We start from the raw sequence: 16173 nt of genomic DNA, 5'->3' as shown, positions 1-16173 counted from the left end.
CAATGAGGTTTTGTTTACTGGCACTGGTCAGTCTTTTTACCGTTGCAAGCGCACATGCTGCTGCCCCACAAACCTTCAGCGAAGCCAAAAAAGTCGCCTGGAAACTCTACGCACCCCAGTCCACCGAGTTCTACTGCGGTTGCAAATACAACGGCAACCGCATCGACCTAAAAGCGTGCGGCTACGTCCCACGCAAAAATGCCAATCGTGCCGCTCGTATCGAGTGGGAACATATCGTTCCCGCCTGGCAAATTGGTCATCAGCGCCAATGCTGGCAAAGTGGCGGGCGGAAAAACTGCACCCGTAACGACCCGGTATTCAAAGTGGCCGAAGCTGACCTGCACAACCTGGTGCCCAGCATTGGCGAGGTCAACGGGGACAGAAGCAACTTCAGCTTTGGCTGGCTTCCCGAGAAAAAGGGCCAGTATGGTTCGTGCCTGACACAGGTCGATTTCAAATCCAAAAAGGTCATGCCCCGCCCCAACATTCGCGGCATGATCGCTCGTACCTACTTCTACATGAGCAAGCGCTATAACTTGCGCCTTTCAAAGCAGGACCGGCAGCTCTACGAAGCCTGGGACAAGTCCTATCCCGTTCAGTCCTGGGAGCGTCAGCGCAATCAGGCGGTGGCATGCGTGATGGGTCGCGGCAACGAGTTTGTTGGCCCGGTCAACCTCAAGGCCTGTGGCTGAAACCCCTCTGCTTGACTGCAACAGCCTTGAGCCCTGATGTCAGCGCAGGCTCAAGGCGTTTCTCCTGCCATAGAATGTCCATCAACAGCCAATGAATTATGGCTTTTTCAGGGGTACGCACATTGCCGAACCTGCATTGCTGAGCTATTACTTGCGGGATGATCAAACAGGTTCGATTTACTAAAAAACAACGGGTGGTCGACGAGCTCGTCCACCGTATCGAAAGCGGGCTCCTGGCAGACGGACATCTGCTACCGGGAGAAGACCAATTAGCTCAAGAACTGCGGGTCAGCCACAGCACGTTGCGCGCAGCACTGGCCGAACTGGAAAGGCGAAAATATATCGCTACGCGAACAGAAGGCGGCGCCATCGTCACGTATGACGGTATTACGCTTGACCAAAACAACGGCTGGACTCAGGCGCTGGCCAATACGGGTGCCCGCATCCACACAGAACTGCTTCGACTTGAGGCCATCGAGCGCCCGGATCTGCTCCATCAATTGGGCTTGAGTCAATTTGTCATCCTGGAGCGACGTCGCCGTCGGGACGATGGCACCGCGATTTCGCTGGAGCGCTCCTTCATGCCCGCCACGGGCGGCCTGGAAGGCCTGCCACGAGTAGGGCTGATCGACGACTCGCTCACCATCACCCTGGCGGCCTACGGCTTTGTCGGCGACCGGGGCGATCAATGGATTGGCGCCGAACCTCTCAATGAAGAAGACGCGCTATTGCTTGGACGCCCTGCCGGAACCGTTTTCCTCAAGGCCCTGCGCACCACTTACGACCGCCACGGACGTTTCATGGAACTGGTCGAAAGCTGGCTTGATCCGGTGCACTTTCGCATGTACCACTCGTTTGGAACGCCCACATGACGCCCACTGACCGGGCGCTTGGCGCGTTTTACGGCCTGGCACTGGGTGACGCACTGGGCATGCCGACCCAGTCATTCAGTCGGGGGCAGATTGTGGCCCGGTTCGGGCACATCACGACACTTGAAAACGCCCCGGCCGATCAACCCATTGCGCCGGGCATGGTGGCGGGCTCAATCACCGACGACACCGAGCAAGCCATTCTGGTGGCGCAATTACTGGTGGAAGGCAAAGGCAGCATTGACCCCGACCAGCTTGCCCGGCGCCTGATCAGTTGGGAGTCCGCCATGCAGGCCAAAGGCTCTCAAGACCTGCTCGGGCCCTCCACCAAGCGCGCGATAGAGATGATCCTCGCGGGCCACAGCCCCGAAGAGTCAGGCCGCTACGGCACCACCAACGGCGCCGCCATGCGAATCGCCCCGGTGGGTATCGCCAGCGATATTTCCCATCCGGAACGTTTTATCAAAACCGTTATTCAGGCGTGCCAGGTCACTCACAACACCAGTCTGGGGATTGCCAGCGCAGCCGCCGTCGCCGCCGTGGTCTCCAGCGGGATCAATGGCAAAAAACTGGAGCACGCCCTCAATGCGGGCACCGAAATGGCGTTCATCGCCGAGCATCACGGCCACTGGGTTGCGGGCGGCCGCATGGGCCCGCGCATTCGCTGGGCCAGACACGCAAGTACCGAGTGCAACCCTGACAATATTGGCGACTTGTTGTATGACGTGATCGGCACATCAGTCGCATCCCAGGAATCTGTCGTCGCAGCGTTCGCCCTCGCACAGCGCGTGGCAAACGCCAGCATGAGCAGTTTTGACGCCCTGTGCATGGCCGCCAGCCTTGGCGGCGACACCGACACCATTGCCGCCATTCTCGGCGCCATGCTGGGCGCCTGTGGTGGTCTGGATCATTGGCCAGCGGCGCTGATCGAACAGATCACCGAGGTCAACAGCCTGCAACTGGAACCGTTGGTCCACCAACTGCTGGCCCTTCGTAACCCATAAGCAGCCTGCCTAGATCAGCAAAGCGACTGGCCTTGCAGTCCAGCCCTGGACACACCCTGCTGATAACGAGAACAACCGCATCAGGAGCCACTCTCCATGACACCTCCTAACGCCGGGCACAGTGCCGGGCAACTGGAAACACGCGGCATAGAGCCCGTTCCCGAAAATGAGTGCCACGGCAACCCCCTGCAACTGTTCTGGGTCTGGTTTGCAGCCAATATCAGCATTCTCGGCTTGCCACTGGGTGCGACTCTGGTGGCCTTTCATCAACTGGCCATTTGGCAGGTCGTCATCGTCGCCCTGATCGGTGCTGCCGGCTCGTTTGCCGTGGTCGGCGTGATCTCCATTGCCGGACGACGGGGCCGAGCACCAAGCCTGACGCTGTCGCGAGCGATCTTCGGGGTACGTGGCAATATTGGCCCCACACTGGTTTCACTGATTTCACGTATAGGGTGGGAAACAGTGAACACCACTACCGCCGCATTCGTGCTGCTTGCACTGTCCTCCATCGTATTCGACACCCCTGCACAAGCCAAAAACGCACCGGGGCTTACCCTGCTGTTTATCGGCATTTTCACGCTGCTGACCCTAAGCGTTTCCGGACTGGGGCATGCAACGCTGCTGCTGATCCAGAAATGGGCAACCTACGTGTTCGGCGCGCTCAACTTGCTGGTTGGCGGTTTTCTGTGCGCCACCATCGACTGGCAAAGCGTATTCAACACCCGCCCTGCCCCCATGAGCGCGGTCATTATCGGGATCGGCATCATGGCTGCTGGCACCGGCATTGGCTGGGCCAACGCCGGGGCTGACATGTCGCGCTACCAGAAGCGCAGCGTCAGCGCCTCGCAACTGGTCGCCTGCGCGGCCTGGGGGGCCGGGATCCCACTGGTGTTGCTGATTACCCTTGGCGGCTTGCTGTCTGTCGGCAACCACGACCTGGCTTCCGCCACCGACCCTATTGCCGCGATCCGCAACATGCTGCCCTCCTGGATGGCCATTCCCTACCTGCTAAGCGCATTTGGCGGCCTGTTACTGTCCAACCATCTGTCAGTGTATTCGGCAGGCCTGACCACCTTGACCCTGGGAGTGAAGATCAAACGGGTTCAGGCCGTCGTCGTCGATATCGTGGCGATTTCTTGTGGCTCGATTTACTTCATGTTGTTTGCTGGCAGCTTTTACGGCCCCTTCATCACCTTTATCTCACTCACCGCCATCCCGATTACTGCCTGGGTGGCCATCTTTGTCATCGACCTTGTTCACCGCCAGTACTACAGCGCCAAGGACCTGCTGGACGTCAGCGCCAACAGCGCCTACTGGTACAACGGCGGCATTGAATGGAGAGCATTGGGAGCATGGGCGCTGGCCCTGGTACTGGGCTTTTGCTTTACCCGTGTGGGCAGCAGTGACGCGGACTGGTTTGTCGGACCACTGGCCGACTCCTGGTTGGGTCATAACGGTTTGGGCTGGGTCGTGACATTCGTCGTGGCTGGTGGCTTGTACGCATTGCTGGGCGGTGCCAAAGACCGTCGCCAACCTGCATCGGATAACGCCCATGTCTAGATTGCTGCATACCGGCCAGGTCATCGTCGATCTGGCAATGGCACTCGACACTCTGCCCCGTTCCGGTGGCGATACATTGGCCCACAGCGCCCGCTTTCACGCAGGCGGCGGTTTCAACGTGATGGCCGCGGCCCAGCGCAATGGACTACAGACTGTGTACCTGGGGCGTCATGGCAAGGGCCAGTTCGGTGAGCTGGCCCGCCAGGCCATGAAGACCGAAGGCATACAGATGGCCTTGCCCATCGACCCGCACAAGGACACCGGACTGTGCGTAGCCCTCACTGAAGCCAGCGCTGAGCGCACATTTATTTCCTGCATCGGTGCCGAAGGCGGGTTATCCGCCCAGGACCTGGATCACGCCACCGTCCAGCCTGACGACTACGTGTATGTCAGCGGTTACAGCCTGCTCCATCCAGACAAGGCCAGGCCGCTATTGAGCTGGATACAGGGCTTGCCCCCCAGCGTACATCTGTCGTTCGACCCTGGGCCCTTACTGGCCGATATCGATCCGCACCTGCTCAACCTCCTGTTGCCCCGCCTTGACCTCTGGACCAGCAATCGGAGCGAAGCGCAGGTCTTCACCAACAGCTCCTCCCTGGCGGACGCCCTGACCCTCCTGCCTGCACGCCTGCCCAACCAGTGCCTCACGGTTGTGCGCGATGGGCCGCAGGGCTGCTGGATCATCGAGGGCCACGGCCCGCAGCACATGACCGGATTCAAGGTACAGGCCGTCGACAGCAACGGTGCCGGAGACACCCATGCCGGCGTGATGATTGCCTCATTGGCGACCGGTTGCAGCTCGGCGCATGCGGCTACACGGGCCAATGCCGCAGCGGCGCTGGCCGTCACCCGCCACGGCCCCGCCACAGCACCGGGCGCCGACGAGGTGAATGCTTTCCTGAGAAAAATAGAAAACCCCTACCCGCAACACGACCAAAGACTGTAAGCAGATATGTTCAAAAAGATCATGAAAAGCTGGAAAATGCGCAAAGTGCTGCACTAACCTTACGCCTTGGCTCCCATCAAGCGACACCAGCGCCCGATAACTCCTACAGGATGTCGGGCGACTTGCGTGTATGCAGGGCTGCGTTTCACCTGACTTGTGACGATACTTTTGAAACTCATCATTATTGCTGTCTATGTTTTGTCCATCGCCTATGTCCACCTGCGGGGCTCTGTTCGCCATAAGCTGGGACGTCAGCTGAGCGATCACTCCACCTTTCTGGCACCCATCAACTGCTTTCTGTACCTGTTCTCCAAAGTACCGAGCCAGCCGTACCTCAAACCTTCAGACTTCCCCGAATTGCAGCCCCTGCAAGCCCATTGGCAGGAGATCCGCGAGGAAGCGCGAAACCTGATGCAAACGGGCCAGATCAAACGCTCCGAACAGCCGAACGACGTGGGGTTCAATTCGTTCTTCAAAAGTGGCTGGAAGCGGTTTTATCTGAAGTGGTACGGCGACAATCACCCGTCAGCGATCGAACTGTGCCCGCGAACCATTGAGTTGCTCAACGGCATTGGAACCGTCAAGGCCGCCATGTTTGCCGAGTTGCCACCCGGTTCGAAACTGGTACGCCACCGCGACCCTTATGCAGGCTCGCTGCGGTTTCATTTGGGCCTGGACACACCGAATGATCCGGGCTGCCATATCAATGTCGACGGCCAGAGCTACGTCTGGCGTGACGGCGAAGTCGTGATGTTTGACGAAACCTTTATTCATTACGCCGAAAACACCACCGACAAGAACCGCATCATCCTGTTCTGCGATGTCGAGCGCCCGATGAAATATCCCTGGGCCAGCGCCTTCAATCAGTGGTTCAGCCGCACGGTCATGGCCTCTGCCAGCTCACCCAACGGTGCCAGTGATAAAACCGGTGGCCTGAACCGCGCGTTTACCCGGCTGTACAAGATCCGCCTGCGCGGCAAGGAGCTGAAAAAGCGCAACCGCGCACGTTACTACCTGGAGAAATGGCTGGTGTTTGGCGGTTTGCTGGCCATTTTTTTACTGGTCTAGGCTTGTAGCCGCCGTACTTAACCCACCACCAACGGCGGCAAAGTGCCAAGCAACGAAACCGCTGCCACTGCCGCCAGTCCAAACAGCCACTCAAAGGCAACACTGCTGCGCAACATTGCGATGTGCCCCAGGCGGCTCATGACCAGATTGAACAGCGCCAGCAGCAGCATCACCCCCACCAGAGTCACTTTGATCAACAGGATCAGTGCGAACCCTTCAAACAATGGCGTGGGCCAGAACGCTCCGGTCAACACCCGGGTGTTGATCAGCCCGGTCAGAATGATCCCGGCAACCAGCACAAACCCCAGGTTGCTGAAGCGATGCAAAACCGTGGTCACGGCTTGCCCGGCCGGGCGTCCAAGGATCAGCAGCAACCCCATCAGGCCACCAAGCCAGGTGGCGACACACAGCAGGTGAATCAGTTGATTGAGCATCAACAATTGACCGCGCCAGCCATCCAGCATCGCGCCGTGACCAACCGGCGCCAACGTGGCCAGCAGCAACAGGCTCAGCAACCCTGTGAGGTCAAAACGGACGGGGGCATACAAGATGATCAGCAACAGAACGCAGAACACCAGATGAAAGGCCCAGACCTGCCCGAAAAACGTGCTGCCCAGCACCAGCCACAACGTGGCGGGCTCCAGGGTTTCGGGCCAGCTACCGGCCATCGAATGGGTGGTCAACAGTAGCCAGGCCACGCCACTGCCAAGCCCGACCCATGCCAGGACGCGATTGACCTTGCGCAGCTGTTGATCAATCTCGACTGATGGCCAGGCACCCAACAGCAAGGGCCTGAAAGCACAGGCCCCGAACATCAGCAGCACAGCGCAAAAATGCACAAAACGGCAGATGACCATTTCACTGACAATCAACTCAGTTGCTCACCGTAAAGCTGTAATCGCCGGTGCTTTTGTGAGTGTCGACCGACACTGCATTCCACTTCACCTGATAGGTGCCCGCTGGCAGCGGCTGGGCCGGGGTCACGATCAGAACTTTCTTGTTGGCAGGCTCGGTCTTGATGCTGCTCACTGCAACCGGCGCCTGGTCACGGGTCACAACGACCTTGGTGAACGCCTGCTCCACACCCTCGGTAAAGACCAAACGCAGTTCGCTGGCACGGTTGACGGTGCTACCGGCAGCGGGCGTCGACTGTTCCAGATGGGCATGGGCAAACGCCGCGCTGGCACCGGCCATCAGTGTCAGCAATGCAGCGGTATTGAGGACTTTTTTCATTAGAGCAGCAGCCATTGCACAGTACCTTGAGAGTGAAATACGCGGTCATAATACTCGCCTAAACTGATTGAAGGGCGAGCGCACGCAACAACCCGGAACCAGACCCGACGCCTCCCCCGCAAGGATCCCAGCATGCCCACACGCCTGAGCTTTATCTGTCACGCCCGCACTGAAGCCCAGCGCCTGGGCCGCTTCGCACTGGATGAACCGGCAGAACCAAAAGGCTTGCTGCTGGCAGCCGAACTGAGTGCGAGGCTGAAAAAACCGGTACGCATACTCTGTGCGCCCGAAACCCGGACCTTGCAAACTGCCCAGGCCCTGGGCGGCGAAATAGAAATCGTACCCGCCCTGGGAGACTACGATGTCGGCGACTGGCAGGGGCTGCGTCTGTCGGACCTGCAACAGAGCATGCCGCAAGTCCTCACAAACTGGATCAACAACCCGTTTTCAGTGCCCCACGGCGGCGAGTCCGTGCAAGACCTTTGCCTGCGCGTCAGCGCCTGGCTCGATGAGTTTCGCGAAGAGGGCCACTTTGCCGTGGTGACTCATCCCTTTGTGATCCGTGCCGCCATTTTGCATGCACTCGCAGCGGACACGTCCTCCTTCAACCTGATTGACGTAGAACCGCTGTCGGTGGTTGACCTGCGCTTCAATGAACGCTGGCGGCTGCGGGTTTGAATCACTCCTCCAGCGTTAGCCCGCCCGGTGGCAGCGGCAAGGCGGTTTTGTAGCGCACCTGTTTGAGGGCGAAGCTTGAACGGATATTGGCCACACCCGGAACCTTGGTCAAAAAGTCCATCATGAAGCGCTCCAGTGCCTGAATACTGGGCACCAGCACCCGGATCAGATAGTCCGGGTCGCCTGCCATCAAATAGCACTCCATGACTTCATGGCGATCGGAAATCGCCGCTTCAAAATGCTGCAGGGCCTCTTCGACCTGTTTCTCCAGGCTGACATGGATAAATACATTGACGTGCAACCCCAGCATATCGGCGTCGAGCAAAGTTACCTGCTCACGGATCAGGCCGCGCTCTTCCATCGCCTTGACCCGGTTGAAGCACGGCGTCGGCGACAGATTGACCGAGCGCGCAAGGTCCGCATTGGTGATGCGCGCATTCTGCTGAAGGCTGTTGAGAATCCCGATATCCGTTCGATCCAGCTTACGCATGAGATAAAAACACCTGTTTTTTATGTTTATAAAGAATTCTTATCCTTAAATGCTTCAAAGCACAACGAACTACAGAGAAATATTCTTCAGCGTCAGGAATATGATTGTTGTAGGACAAGATCTTGGTCTTATATCAGACAGATCTTCGACGTTTCACCTAGCTCCCGCGCCTAATAAACACGACAAGATCGAGCGTAGAGAAAGCCATGAATGAATATGCACCGCTGCGCCTGCACGTTCCCGAACCGTCTGGCCGCCCAGGCTGCAAGACCGACTTCAGTTACCTGCGCCTGACCGATGCAGGTCTGGTACGCAAACCCCCCATCGACGTGGAACCTGCCGACACGGCTGATTTGGCCAAGGGCCTGATTCGCGTGCTCGATGATCAGGGGCAAGCCCTTGGCCCGTGGGCCGAAGGCGTTTCAACCGACGTGTTGCGTGCGGGCATGCGCGCCATGCTCAAGACCCGCATTTTCGACACCCGCATGGTGGTCGCCCAGCGCCAGAAGAAAATGTCGTTCTATATGCAGAGCCTTGGCGAAGAGGCCATCGGCAGCGCCCAGGCCCTGGCCTTGAATATCGACGATATGTGCTTCCCGACCTATCGCCAGCAAAGCATTTTGATGGCCCGGGACGTACCCCTGGTCGACCTGATCTGCCAATTGCTGTCCAACGAACGCGATCCGCTCAAGGGTCGGCAATTGCCGATCATGTATTCGGTACGCGACTACGGCTTTTTCAGCATTTCGGGCAACCTGGCGACCCAGTTCGTACAAGCCGTTGGCTGGGGCATGGCCTCGGCGATCAAGGGCGACACCAAAATCGCCTCAGCCTGGATTGGCGACGGCGCCACTGCCGAATCCGACTTCCACACCGCCCTCACCTTCGCCCACGTCTACCGCGCCCCGGTGATCCTCAACGTGGTGAATAACCAGTGGGCCATTTCGACCTTCCAGGCCATTGCCGGCGGCGAGTCCACCACCTTCGCCGGGCGCGGTGTGGGCTGCGGCATTGCTTCGCTGCGGGTTGATGGCAACGACTTTATCGCGGTGTACGCCGCCTCGGCCTGGGCTGCCGAGCGGGCCCGACGCAATCTGGGGCCGACCCTGATCGAGTGGGTCACCTATCGCGCAGGCCCGCACTCCACTTCTGACGACCCATCCAAGTACCGTCCTGCCGATGACTGGAGCCACTTCCCGCTGGGCGATCCGATTATTCGTCTCAAGCAGCACCTGATTGCCACCGGCAACTGGTCGGAAGAAGAGCACGCTGCGGTCAGTGCTGAACTCGAAGCCGAAATCATTGGCGCGCAAAAGGAAGCCGAGCGTTTCGGCACCCTGGCCGGCGGTCAAATACCCAGCGCCGCGACAATGTTCGAGGACGTGTACAAGGAAATGCCCGAGCATTTGCGTCGGCAACGTCAGGAATTGGGGTTATAACCAGATGAACGACAACAATAAAATTCAGATGGAGAACGCCGTGAGTACCAACACCATGACGATGATCCAGGCCCTGCGCTCGGCCATGGATGTCATGCTTGAGCGCGACGATAACGTGGTGATCTTCGGCCAGGACGTGGGCTACTTCGGCGGCGTATTTCGCTGCACCGAAGGCCTGCAGGCCAAGTACGGCAGCTCGCGGGTGTTCGACGCCCCCATCTCCGAAAGCGGGATCGTGGGCGCTGCCGTGGGCATGGGGGCTTATGGCCTGCGCCCTGTGGCCGAAATCCAGTTTGCCGACTACTTCTACCCGGCTTCCGACCAGATCGTTTCCGAAGCGGCGCGTCTGCGTTATCGCTCCGCCGGTGAATTTATCGCCCCGATGACCATTCGCATGCCCTGCGGCGGCGGGATCTACGGCGGCCAGACCCACAGCCAGAGCCCGGAGGCCATGTTCACCCAGGTCTGCGGCCTGCGCACCGTGATGCCATCCAACCCCTACGACGCCAAAGGGCTGCTGATTGCCGCCATCGAGAACGATGACCCGGTCATCTTTCTGGAGCCAAAACGCCTGTACAACGGCCCGTTCGACGGCCATCACGACCGTCCTGTCACCCCGTGGTCGAAACACCCGGCCAGCGCCGTACCCGACGGCTATTACACCGTACCGCTGGACTGCGCCGCCATCGTGCGCCCCGGCACCGAAGTCACCATCCTGACCTACGGCACCACCGTCTATGTGGCGCAAGTGGCTGCTGAAGAAACCGGCATCGACGCTGAAGTCATCGACCTGCGCAGCCTTTGGCCCCTGGACCTGGACGCCATTGTCACCTCCGTCAAGAAGACCCGCCGTTGCGTGGTCGTGCACGAAGCCACCCGCACCTGCGGTTTTGGCGCCGAGCTGATCGCACTGGTCCAGGAGCACTGCTTCCACTACCTGGAAGCACCAATCGAACGCGTCACCGGCTGGGATACGCCGTATCCCCATGCTCAGGAGTGGGCCTACTTCCCCGGCCCGGCGCGAGTGGGTGCTGCTTTACAACGGGTTATGGAGGTCTGAATGGGTACGCACGTTATCAAGATGCCGGACATTGGCGAAGGCATTGCTCAAGTTGAACTGGTGGAATGGTTTGTCAAAGTCGGCGACATGGTCAGCGAAGACCAGGTAGTGGCCGATGTCATGACCGACAAGGCCACCGTGGACATTCCCTCCCCCGTGGCCGGCAGAGTGCTGGCCCTGGGTGGCCAGCCCGGCGAAGTCATGGCCGTGGGCAGTGAATTGATCCGCATCGAAGTCGAAGGCGCGGGCAACCTGCGTGAAAGCGCCCAGCCTGCTGCGGCACCAGCACCAGCACCAGCACCTGCCGCCGCCCCTAAAACTGCGCCACAAGCCCGGGTCGAAGTTGCCGTGGTTTCGGCGCCCGCGATTAAAACCGCAGCGGTGCTGCGGGTCGCGCCTGTTGCCCGTGAAGCCAATGAACGCCCGCTGGCCTCCCCGGCCGTGCGCAAGCGCGCCTGGGATGCCGGGATCGAGTTGCGCTTTGTCGTGGGCAGCGGCCCTGCTGGCCGTGTGCTGCATGACGACCTGGATGCCTATCTGGCACAGGACTCCAGCCCCGCCGCCGCACCGGCCAGTGGTTACGCCAAACGCAATGACGAGCAGCAGATTCCGGTCATCGGCCTGCGCCGCAAGATCGCCCAGCGCATGCAGGACGCCAAGCGCCGCGCTGCACACTTCAGCTATGTCGAGGAAGTGGACGTCACCGCGCTCGAAGAACTGCGCGCCCAGCTCAATCAAAAATGGGGCGACAGCCGCGGCAAACTGACCTTGCTGCCATTTTTGGTACGGGCAATGGTTGTCGCCTTGCGTGACTTCCCGCAGATCAACGTGCGTTACGACGACGAAGCCCAGATCATCACCCGCTTTGGCGCGGCGCACATCGGCGTAGCAGCGCAAAGCGATGCAGGCCTGATGGTGCCCGTGGTTCGCCACGCCGAAACCTTGAACCTGTGGGGCGCCGCCGATGAAATCGCACGCCTGGCCAACGCTGTGCGCACCGGCAAAGCCACCCGTGAAGAACTCTCCGGCTCCACCATCACCCTGACCAGTCTTGGCGCGCTGGGCGGCATTGTCAGCACCCCGGTGGTCAACCTGCCCGAGGTGGCGATTATTGGCGTTAACCGCATCGTCGAGCGCCCTGTTGTGGTCAAAGGCCAGATCGTGGTGCGCAAAATGATGAACCTCTCCAGCTCCTTCGACCATCGCGTGGTCGATGGCATGGACGCGGCGCAATTTATCCAGGCCATGCGTGGCTTGCTCGAACAACCTGCCACCCTGTTTCTGGAGTGAACATGCAGCCAACACAACACACCACGCTGCTGATTATCGGTGGCGGCCCTGGCGGCTATGTCGCGGCGATCCGTGCCGGTCAGCTGGGGATCCCGACGGTCCTGATCGAAGGCCAGTCCCTGGGCGGCACCTGCCTTAACGTCGGCTGCATTCCGTCCAAGGCGTTGATTCACGTTGCCGAGCAGTTCCATACCACCCAGCGCTACAGCACCAACAACTCGCCGCTGGGGATCAAGACCCAGGCACCGACCCTGGACATCGGCCAGAGCGTGCAATGGAAAAACGGCATCGTTGATCGCCTCACCTCCGGCGTGGGCGCACTGCTTAAAAAGCATGGCGTCAAGGTGATGCACGGCTGGGCCAGGATCCTCGACGGCAAGGCCGTTGAAGTCGACGGACAGCGCATCGAATGCGAACACCTGCTGCTGGCTACCGGCTCGCAGACCGTCGACCTGCCGATCCTGCCCATTGGCGGAGCGATTATTTCGTCCACCGAAGCCTTGCAGCCCACCGCCATTCCCAAGCGCCTGACCGTGGTCGGGGCCGGATATATCGGTCTGGAACTGGGTATCGCCTACCGCAAGCTCGGCGCCGAAGTCACCGTGGTCGAGGCTCGTGACCGAATCTTGCCGACGTACGACAAGGATCTCACGCTGCCGGTGGCCGAATCCCTCAAGGCTCTGGGCATAACCCTGTACCTGTCCCACAGTGTCGAGGGCTTCCAGGCCAGCACCAAAACCCTTTCCATGCGCAACGCCATGGGCGAGAGCCAGACCCTGGAAACCGATCAGGTGCTGGTGGCTGTCGGTCGTCGTCCGCGCACTCAGGGCTTCAACCTTGAAACCCTGGCACTGGCCATGAACGGCCCGGCCATTCGCGTCGACAACCGTTGCCACACCAGCATGCGCAACGTGTGGGCGATTGGCGACCTGACCGGCGAACCGATGCTGGCTCATCGGGCAATGGCACAGGGCGAAATGGTTGCCGAGATCATTGCCGGTAAACAGCGCGAGTTCAGCCCCACGGCCATCGCTGCCGTGTGCTTTACCGATCCGGAAATCGTCGTGGTGGGTAAAACCCCGGCAGAAGCCGAGGCGGCGGGACTGGACCTTATCAGCGCCACCTTTCCGTTCTCAGCCAATGGCCGGGCCATGACCCTGGAATCCAAGACCGGGTTTGTGCGGGTCGTGGCGCGCCGTGACAACCACCTGATCGTCGGCTGGCAAGCTGTGGGTGCGGGGGTTTCGGAGTTGTCGACTGCCTTTGGCCAGTCAATGGAAATGGGCGCCTGCCTGGAAGACATTGCCGGCACCATTCACGCCCACCCGACACTGGGTGAAGCCGTGCAAGAAGCCGCCCTGCGCGCATTGGGGCATGCGTTGCATCTGTAAGAGGTGCATTTGTAGTTGCTGTCGAGGCACGAGGCTGCGATCGGCGACGGAGTCGTCGTAAATTCAGGTTGTGCGGTATGTCTGTCGGCACGGGGCTCAGGATTTACGATCGCTTCGCGACCGATCGCAGCCTCGTGCCTCGTCAGCGACTACAGGCATCCAGCATTGCTCCAGCAATCCAGCGCTGGGCGTAATGGCCCAAGACCAGTAGAATCGCGCTCTTTTTTCCAGGGCGCTCGCCATGACCTCTCTCAACACCCCGCCTGAAGCCGAGTCCCAGACCAGCGAGCTGGTCTTCGGTCTTGAAGACCGGCCCAAGCCATGGATCGGCTTTCTGGCCGCTCTGCAACATCTGCTGGCGATCATCGTGCCTATCGTCACCCCCGGCCTGCTGATCTGCCAGGCGCTGGGTGTGTCCAGCCGCGATACCAACCTGATTGTCTCCATGTCGCTGGTCATCTCCGGCATCGCAACGTTCGTTCAGTGCAAACGCTTCGGCCCTTTCGGCGCCGGGTTGCTGATCGTGCAAGGCACCAGCTTCAACTTTGTCGGCCCGCTGATTGCGGGCGGCGCACTCATGGTCAAGCAAGGCACCCCAGTTGAAGGTGTGATGGCGGCGATCTTTGGTGTGGTGATTGCCGGCTCGTTTGTCGAAATGGGTATCTCCCGCGTTCTGCCCTTTGTAAAACGCATGATCACCCCGCTGGTCACCGGCATCGTGGTGCTGATGATTGGCCTGACCCTGATTAAAGTCGGCCTGATCAGCATGGGCGGCGGCTTTACCGCGATGGCCAACGGTACGTTCGCCAACGGCGAAAACCTGATGCTGTCGGGCGTGGTGCTGGCAATCATCGTTATCCTCAACCGCATCCCGCTGGTATGGATGCGCAGTTGCGCCATCGTCATCGCACTGGCCGTGGGCTATGCACTGGCGGGTTATCTGGGCCGCCTGGATTTCACCGGCATGCACGAGGCAGAACTGTTCCAGGTGCCAATGCCGTTGCACTTCGGTCTGGGTTTCTCTTGGTCCCTGTTTATTCCGATGCTGGTGATTTACCTCGTGACCTCCCTGGAAGCCATTGGTGACGTGACCGCCACCAGCAAAGTGTCGCGCCAGCCGGTCGAAGGCCCGATCTGGATGCAACGGATCAAGGGCGGCGTACTGGTCAACGGTGCCAACTCGTTTCTGGCGGGCATTTTCAACACCTTCCCCAGCTCGATTTTCGCCCAGAACAATGGCGTGATTCAGCTCACCGGTATCGCCAGCCGCCATATCGGCGTATGGATCGCCGGCATGCTGATCCTGCTGGGGCTGTTCCCAAGCGTCGCAGGCGCCATTCAGGCCGTGCCCGAGCCGGTATTGGGCGGTGCCGCCATGGTGATGTTCGGTGCCGTAGCGGCCTCGGGGATCAACATTCTGGCCAGCATCCACCTGGACCGTCGCGCCCTGCTGATCATTGCCGTCTCCCTGGCCTTGGGTCTGGGTGTGTCCCAGGTGCCCGAGTTCCTCGCCCACATGCCCGCTGCCCTGCGCAACGTGCTGGAATCCGGCGTGGCCACAGGCGGCATCTGCGCGCTGCTGTTGAACTGGTTCCTGCCGCCAGTCGAGAAAAACCCGGCGTAGTCAGCACTCTGAAAAAGGCAGGACCGCCTTGCGCCGTCCTGCCTTTTTTTTGTCTGAAATCAGCCAACCTGCAGGGGCTGTTGACGGCTGACCTTTCCCTCTTACACAGCTTGAATTAATCTTTGCATGACGACCATGTTCCTATTCAGGTTACGCACATGAGTACCTACGGAAAACGCCTCAGAGAAGAGCGCCTGCGCCTTGATCTGACACAGCAGCAACTGGCGCTGGCCGGAGGAATCGGTCGCAACACGCAAAGCCTGTATGAGCGGGACCTGAGCCTGCCCCGAGCCGATTATCTGGCGTTGATCACCCTGCTCGGTATTGATGTGCTCTACATCCTGAACGGTCGCCACACCCTGTATCGCCCCCCCTCTGCCACTGTGCCTGCTGGCAATGGACAGCTCACCAAAAACTGATCTTGAACTCAGCAACATGACCTTATTCAATCAGGAGTCTTGTGTGACCGAACCCGGAACAAATCATCAAAAAGCCCTTGATCGCTTTCTCGCCGAACACCCGGAGCTGGCCGCAGAACTTGAAACGTTAAACCCGTTGGCTGCCCGCGCTGTCGGCCAGTCGATGAAGGAGTATCGCCAGGAACGCTTGAACGAAGCCTTTGAGGCCGAGGCCGAGCGCCTGGGCTTTTTTGCCTGGGAACTGACCCTGCAATTGACCAGTGCAAATGCCGAAGAATTCGAGGCCCAGCGTCTTGAGGTTCACCGCGAAGTGGCGCAAATGGCGGGCATGGACTGGGCAGAATATTGCGAACTACATGGCCTTGAAGGGCGCTGATTTCATAGGTTCCACACGTCACCTGAAACACCGC

17 protein-coding genes are annotated in these 16173 nt (G+C 59.8%); 14 read left to right on the top strand and 3 right to left on the bottom strand.

What is annotated here, in order from left to right; all coding sequences use genetic code 11:
- The first annotated feature begins 2 nt into the window (after positions 1 to 2).
- The 6 genes from KO536_RS03325 to lpxO all read left to right on the top strand — a co-directional run bounded on the left by KO536_RS03325 (position 3) and on the right by lpxO (position 6139).
- A complete protein-coding gene (locus KO536_RS03325; protein ID WP_133076141.1) occupies positions 3 to 692 on the top strand; it encodes an endonuclease in 690 nt (229 codons plus the stop codon).
- 158 nt (positions 693 to 850) lie between these two features.
- A complete protein-coding gene (locus tag KO536_RS03320) occupies positions 851 to 1564 on the top strand; it encodes a GntR family transcriptional regulator (protein ID WP_133076139.1) in 714 nt (237 codons plus the stop codon).
- Entirely contained in the window at positions 1561 to 2565 is a 1005-nt protein-coding gene (locus tag KO536_RS03315; protein WP_219261071.1) for an ADP-ribosylglycohydrolase family protein, read from the top strand. Before KO536_RS03320 ends, KO536_RS03315 begins: the two co-directional genes overlap by 4 nt.
- Before the next feature lie 96 nt (positions 2566 to 2661).
- Positions 2662 to 4125, top strand: coding sequence for a cytosine permease (locus KO536_RS03310; RefSeq protein ID WP_133076135.1), 1464 nt, complete (start codon positions 2662 to 2664; stop codon positions 4123 to 4125).
- Entirely contained in the window at positions 4118 to 5071 is a 954-nt protein-coding gene (locus KO536_RS03305; protein ID WP_219261070.1) for a PfkB family carbohydrate kinase, read from the top strand. The genes KO536_RS03310 and KO536_RS03305 overlap by 8 nt, the downstream gene beginning before the upstream one ends.
- A 168-nt stretch (positions 5072 to 5239) precedes the next feature.
- On the top strand, positions 5240 to 6139 hold the full coding sequence (gene lpxO / locus KO536_RS03300) for a lipid A hydroxylase LpxO (RefSeq protein ID WP_219261069.1): 900 nt from the start codon (positions 5240 to 5242) through the stop codon (positions 6137 to 6139).
- A gap of 17 nt (positions 6140 to 6156) precedes the next feature.
- Here lpxO and copD read toward each other — a convergent pair whose 3' ends face one another.
- On the bottom strand, positions 6157 to 7008 hold the full coding sequence (gene copD / locus KO536_RS03295) for a copper homeostasis membrane protein CopD (protein WP_219261263.1): 852 nt from the start codon (positions 7006 to 7008) through the stop codon (positions 6157 to 6159).
- Between the two features lie 4 nt (positions 7009 to 7012).
- The gene (copC, locus tag KO536_RS03290; RefSeq protein WP_219261068.1) at positions 7013 to 7387 is read right to left on the bottom strand and encodes a copper homeostasis periplasmic binding protein CopC; all 375 of its coding nucleotides are present in this window, start codon (positions 7385 to 7387) and stop codon (positions 7013 to 7015) included.
- A gap of 117 nt (positions 7388 to 7504) precedes the next feature.
- On the opposite strand from copC, the gene KO536_RS03285 reads away from it, so the two are divergent.
- Positions 7505 to 8050, top strand: a complete 546-nt coding sequence (locus KO536_RS03285) for a histidine phosphatase family protein (protein WP_133076129.1) — start codon at positions 7505 to 7507, stop codon at positions 8048 to 8050.
- A 1-nt stretch (position 8051) separates the two neighbouring features.
- Here the strand turns inward: KO536_RS03285 and bkdR are convergent, their stop codons facing one another.
- Positions 8052 to 8540: a Bkd operon transcriptional regulator BkdR gene (gene bkdR, locus KO536_RS03280; RefSeq protein WP_016781430.1), complete on the bottom strand. Its 489-nt coding sequence runs from the start codon at positions 8538 to 8540 to the stop codon at positions 8052 to 8054.
- 206 nt (positions 8541 to 8746) lie between these two features.
- On the opposite strand from bkdR, the gene KO536_RS03275 reads away from it, so the two are divergent.
- The 7 genes from KO536_RS03275 to KO536_RS03245 all read left to right on the top strand — a co-directional run bounded on the left by KO536_RS03275 (position 8747) and on the right by KO536_RS03245 (position 16139).
- Positions 8747 to 9979 (top strand): 3-methyl-2-oxobutanoate dehydrogenase (2-methylpropanoyl-transferring) subunit alpha, encoded by a 1233-nt coding sequence (locus KO536_RS03275; protein ID WP_133076128.1) that lies wholly within the window; start codon positions 8747 to 8749, stop codon positions 9977 to 9979.
- A gap of 4 nt (positions 9980 to 9983) precedes the next feature.
- Complete coding sequence (locus KO536_RS03270; protein ID WP_219261067.1) at positions 9984 to 11039, top strand: alpha-ketoacid dehydrogenase subunit beta; 1056 nt, start codon at positions 9984 to 9986, stop codon at positions 11037 to 11039.
- Positions 11040 to 12329: a dihydrolipoamide acetyltransferase family protein gene (locus KO536_RS03265; protein ID WP_219261066.1), complete on the top strand. Its 1290-nt coding sequence runs from the start codon at positions 11040 to 11042 to the stop codon at positions 12327 to 12329. It begins immediately after the preceding gene.
- Between the two features lie 2 nt (positions 12330 to 12331).
- Complete coding sequence (gene lpdA / locus KO536_RS03260) at positions 12332 to 13720, top strand: dihydrolipoyl dehydrogenase (protein WP_219261065.1); 1389 nt, start codon at positions 12332 to 12334, stop codon at positions 13718 to 13720.
- Between the two features lie 241 nt (positions 13721 to 13961).
- Entirely contained in the window at positions 13962 to 15344 is a 1383-nt protein-coding gene (locus tag KO536_RS03255; RefSeq protein ID WP_133076123.1) for a nucleobase:cation symporter-2 family protein, read from the top strand.
- Positions 15345 to 15502: 158 nt separating this feature from the next.
- Complete coding sequence (locus tag KO536_RS03250; protein ID WP_133076122.1) at positions 15503 to 15763, top strand: helix-turn-helix domain-containing protein; 261 nt, start codon at positions 15503 to 15505, stop codon at positions 15761 to 15763.
- A 43-nt stretch (positions 15764 to 15806) separates the two neighbouring features.
- Positions 15807 to 16139, top strand: a complete 333-nt coding sequence (locus KO536_RS03245; RefSeq protein WP_133076121.1) for a DUF6388 family protein — start codon at positions 15807 to 15809, stop codon at positions 16137 to 16139.
- Positions 16140 to 16173 lie beyond the last annotated feature (34 nt).

It is taken from the genome of Pseudomonas sp. NKUCC02_KPG, assembly GCF_019345465.1.
Lineage (GTDB): Bacteria > Pseudomonadota > Gammaproteobacteria > Pseudomonadales > Pseudomonadaceae > Aquipseudomonas.
This window is presented reverse-complemented; position numbering and strand designations above follow the sequence as displayed.

What these genes read in the sequence shown, in the direction of transcription:
- KO536_RS03250 (WP_133076122.1), top strand. Translation starts at nt 15,503, where the DNA reads ATGAGTACCTACGGAAAACGCCTCAGAGAAGAGCGCCTGCGCCTTGAT.
- KO536_RS03275 (WP_133076128.1), top strand. Translation starts at nt 8,747, where the DNA reads ATGAATGAATATGCACCGCTGCGCCTGCACGTTCCCGAACCGTCTGGC.
- KO536_RS03270 (WP_219261067.1), top strand. Translation starts at nt 9,984, where the DNA reads ATGAACGACAACAATAAAATTCAGATGGAGAACGCCGTGAGTACCAAC.
- KO536_RS03305 (WP_219261070.1), top strand. Translation starts at nt 4,118, where the DNA reads ATGTCTAGATTGCTGCATACCGGCCAGGTCATCGTCGATCTGGCAATG.
- KO536_RS03320 (WP_133076139.1), top strand. Translation starts at nt 851, where the DNA reads ATGATCAAACAGGTTCGATTTACTAAAAAACAACGGGTGGTCGACGAG.
- lpdA (WP_219261065.1), top strand. Translation starts at nt 12,332, where the DNA reads ATGCAGCCAACACAACACACCACGCTGCTGATTATCGGTGGCGGCCCT.
- copC (WP_219261068.1), bottom strand. Translation starts at nt 7,387, where the DNA reads ATGGCTGCTGCTCTAATGAAAAAAGTCCTCAATACCGCTGCATTGCTG.
- KO536_RS03255 (WP_133076123.1), top strand. Translation starts at nt 13,962, where the DNA reads ATGACCTCTCTCAACACCCCGCCTGAAGCCGAGTCCCAGACCAGCGAG.
- KO536_RS03310 (WP_133076135.1), top strand. Translation starts at nt 2,662, where the DNA reads ATGACACCTCCTAACGCCGGGCACAGTGCCGGGCAACTGGAAACACGC.
- KO536_RS03265 (WP_219261066.1), top strand. Translation starts at nt 11,040, where the DNA reads ATGGGTACGCACGTTATCAAGATGCCGGACATTGGCGAAGGCATTGCT.
- bkdR (WP_016781430.1), bottom strand. Translation starts at nt 8,540, where the DNA reads ATGCGTAAGCTGGATCGAACGGATATCGGGATTCTCAACAGCCTTCAG.
- KO536_RS03325 (WP_133076141.1), top strand. Translation starts at nt 3, where the DNA reads ATGAGGTTTTGTTTACTGGCACTGGTCAGTCTTTTTACCGTTGCAAGC.
- KO536_RS03315 (WP_219261071.1), top strand. Translation starts at nt 1,561, where the DNA reads ATGACGCCCACTGACCGGGCGCTTGGCGCGTTTTACGGCCTGGCACTG.
- KO536_RS03285 (WP_133076129.1), top strand. Translation starts at nt 7,505, where the DNA reads ATGCCCACACGCCTGAGCTTTATCTGTCACGCCCGCACTGAAGCCCAG.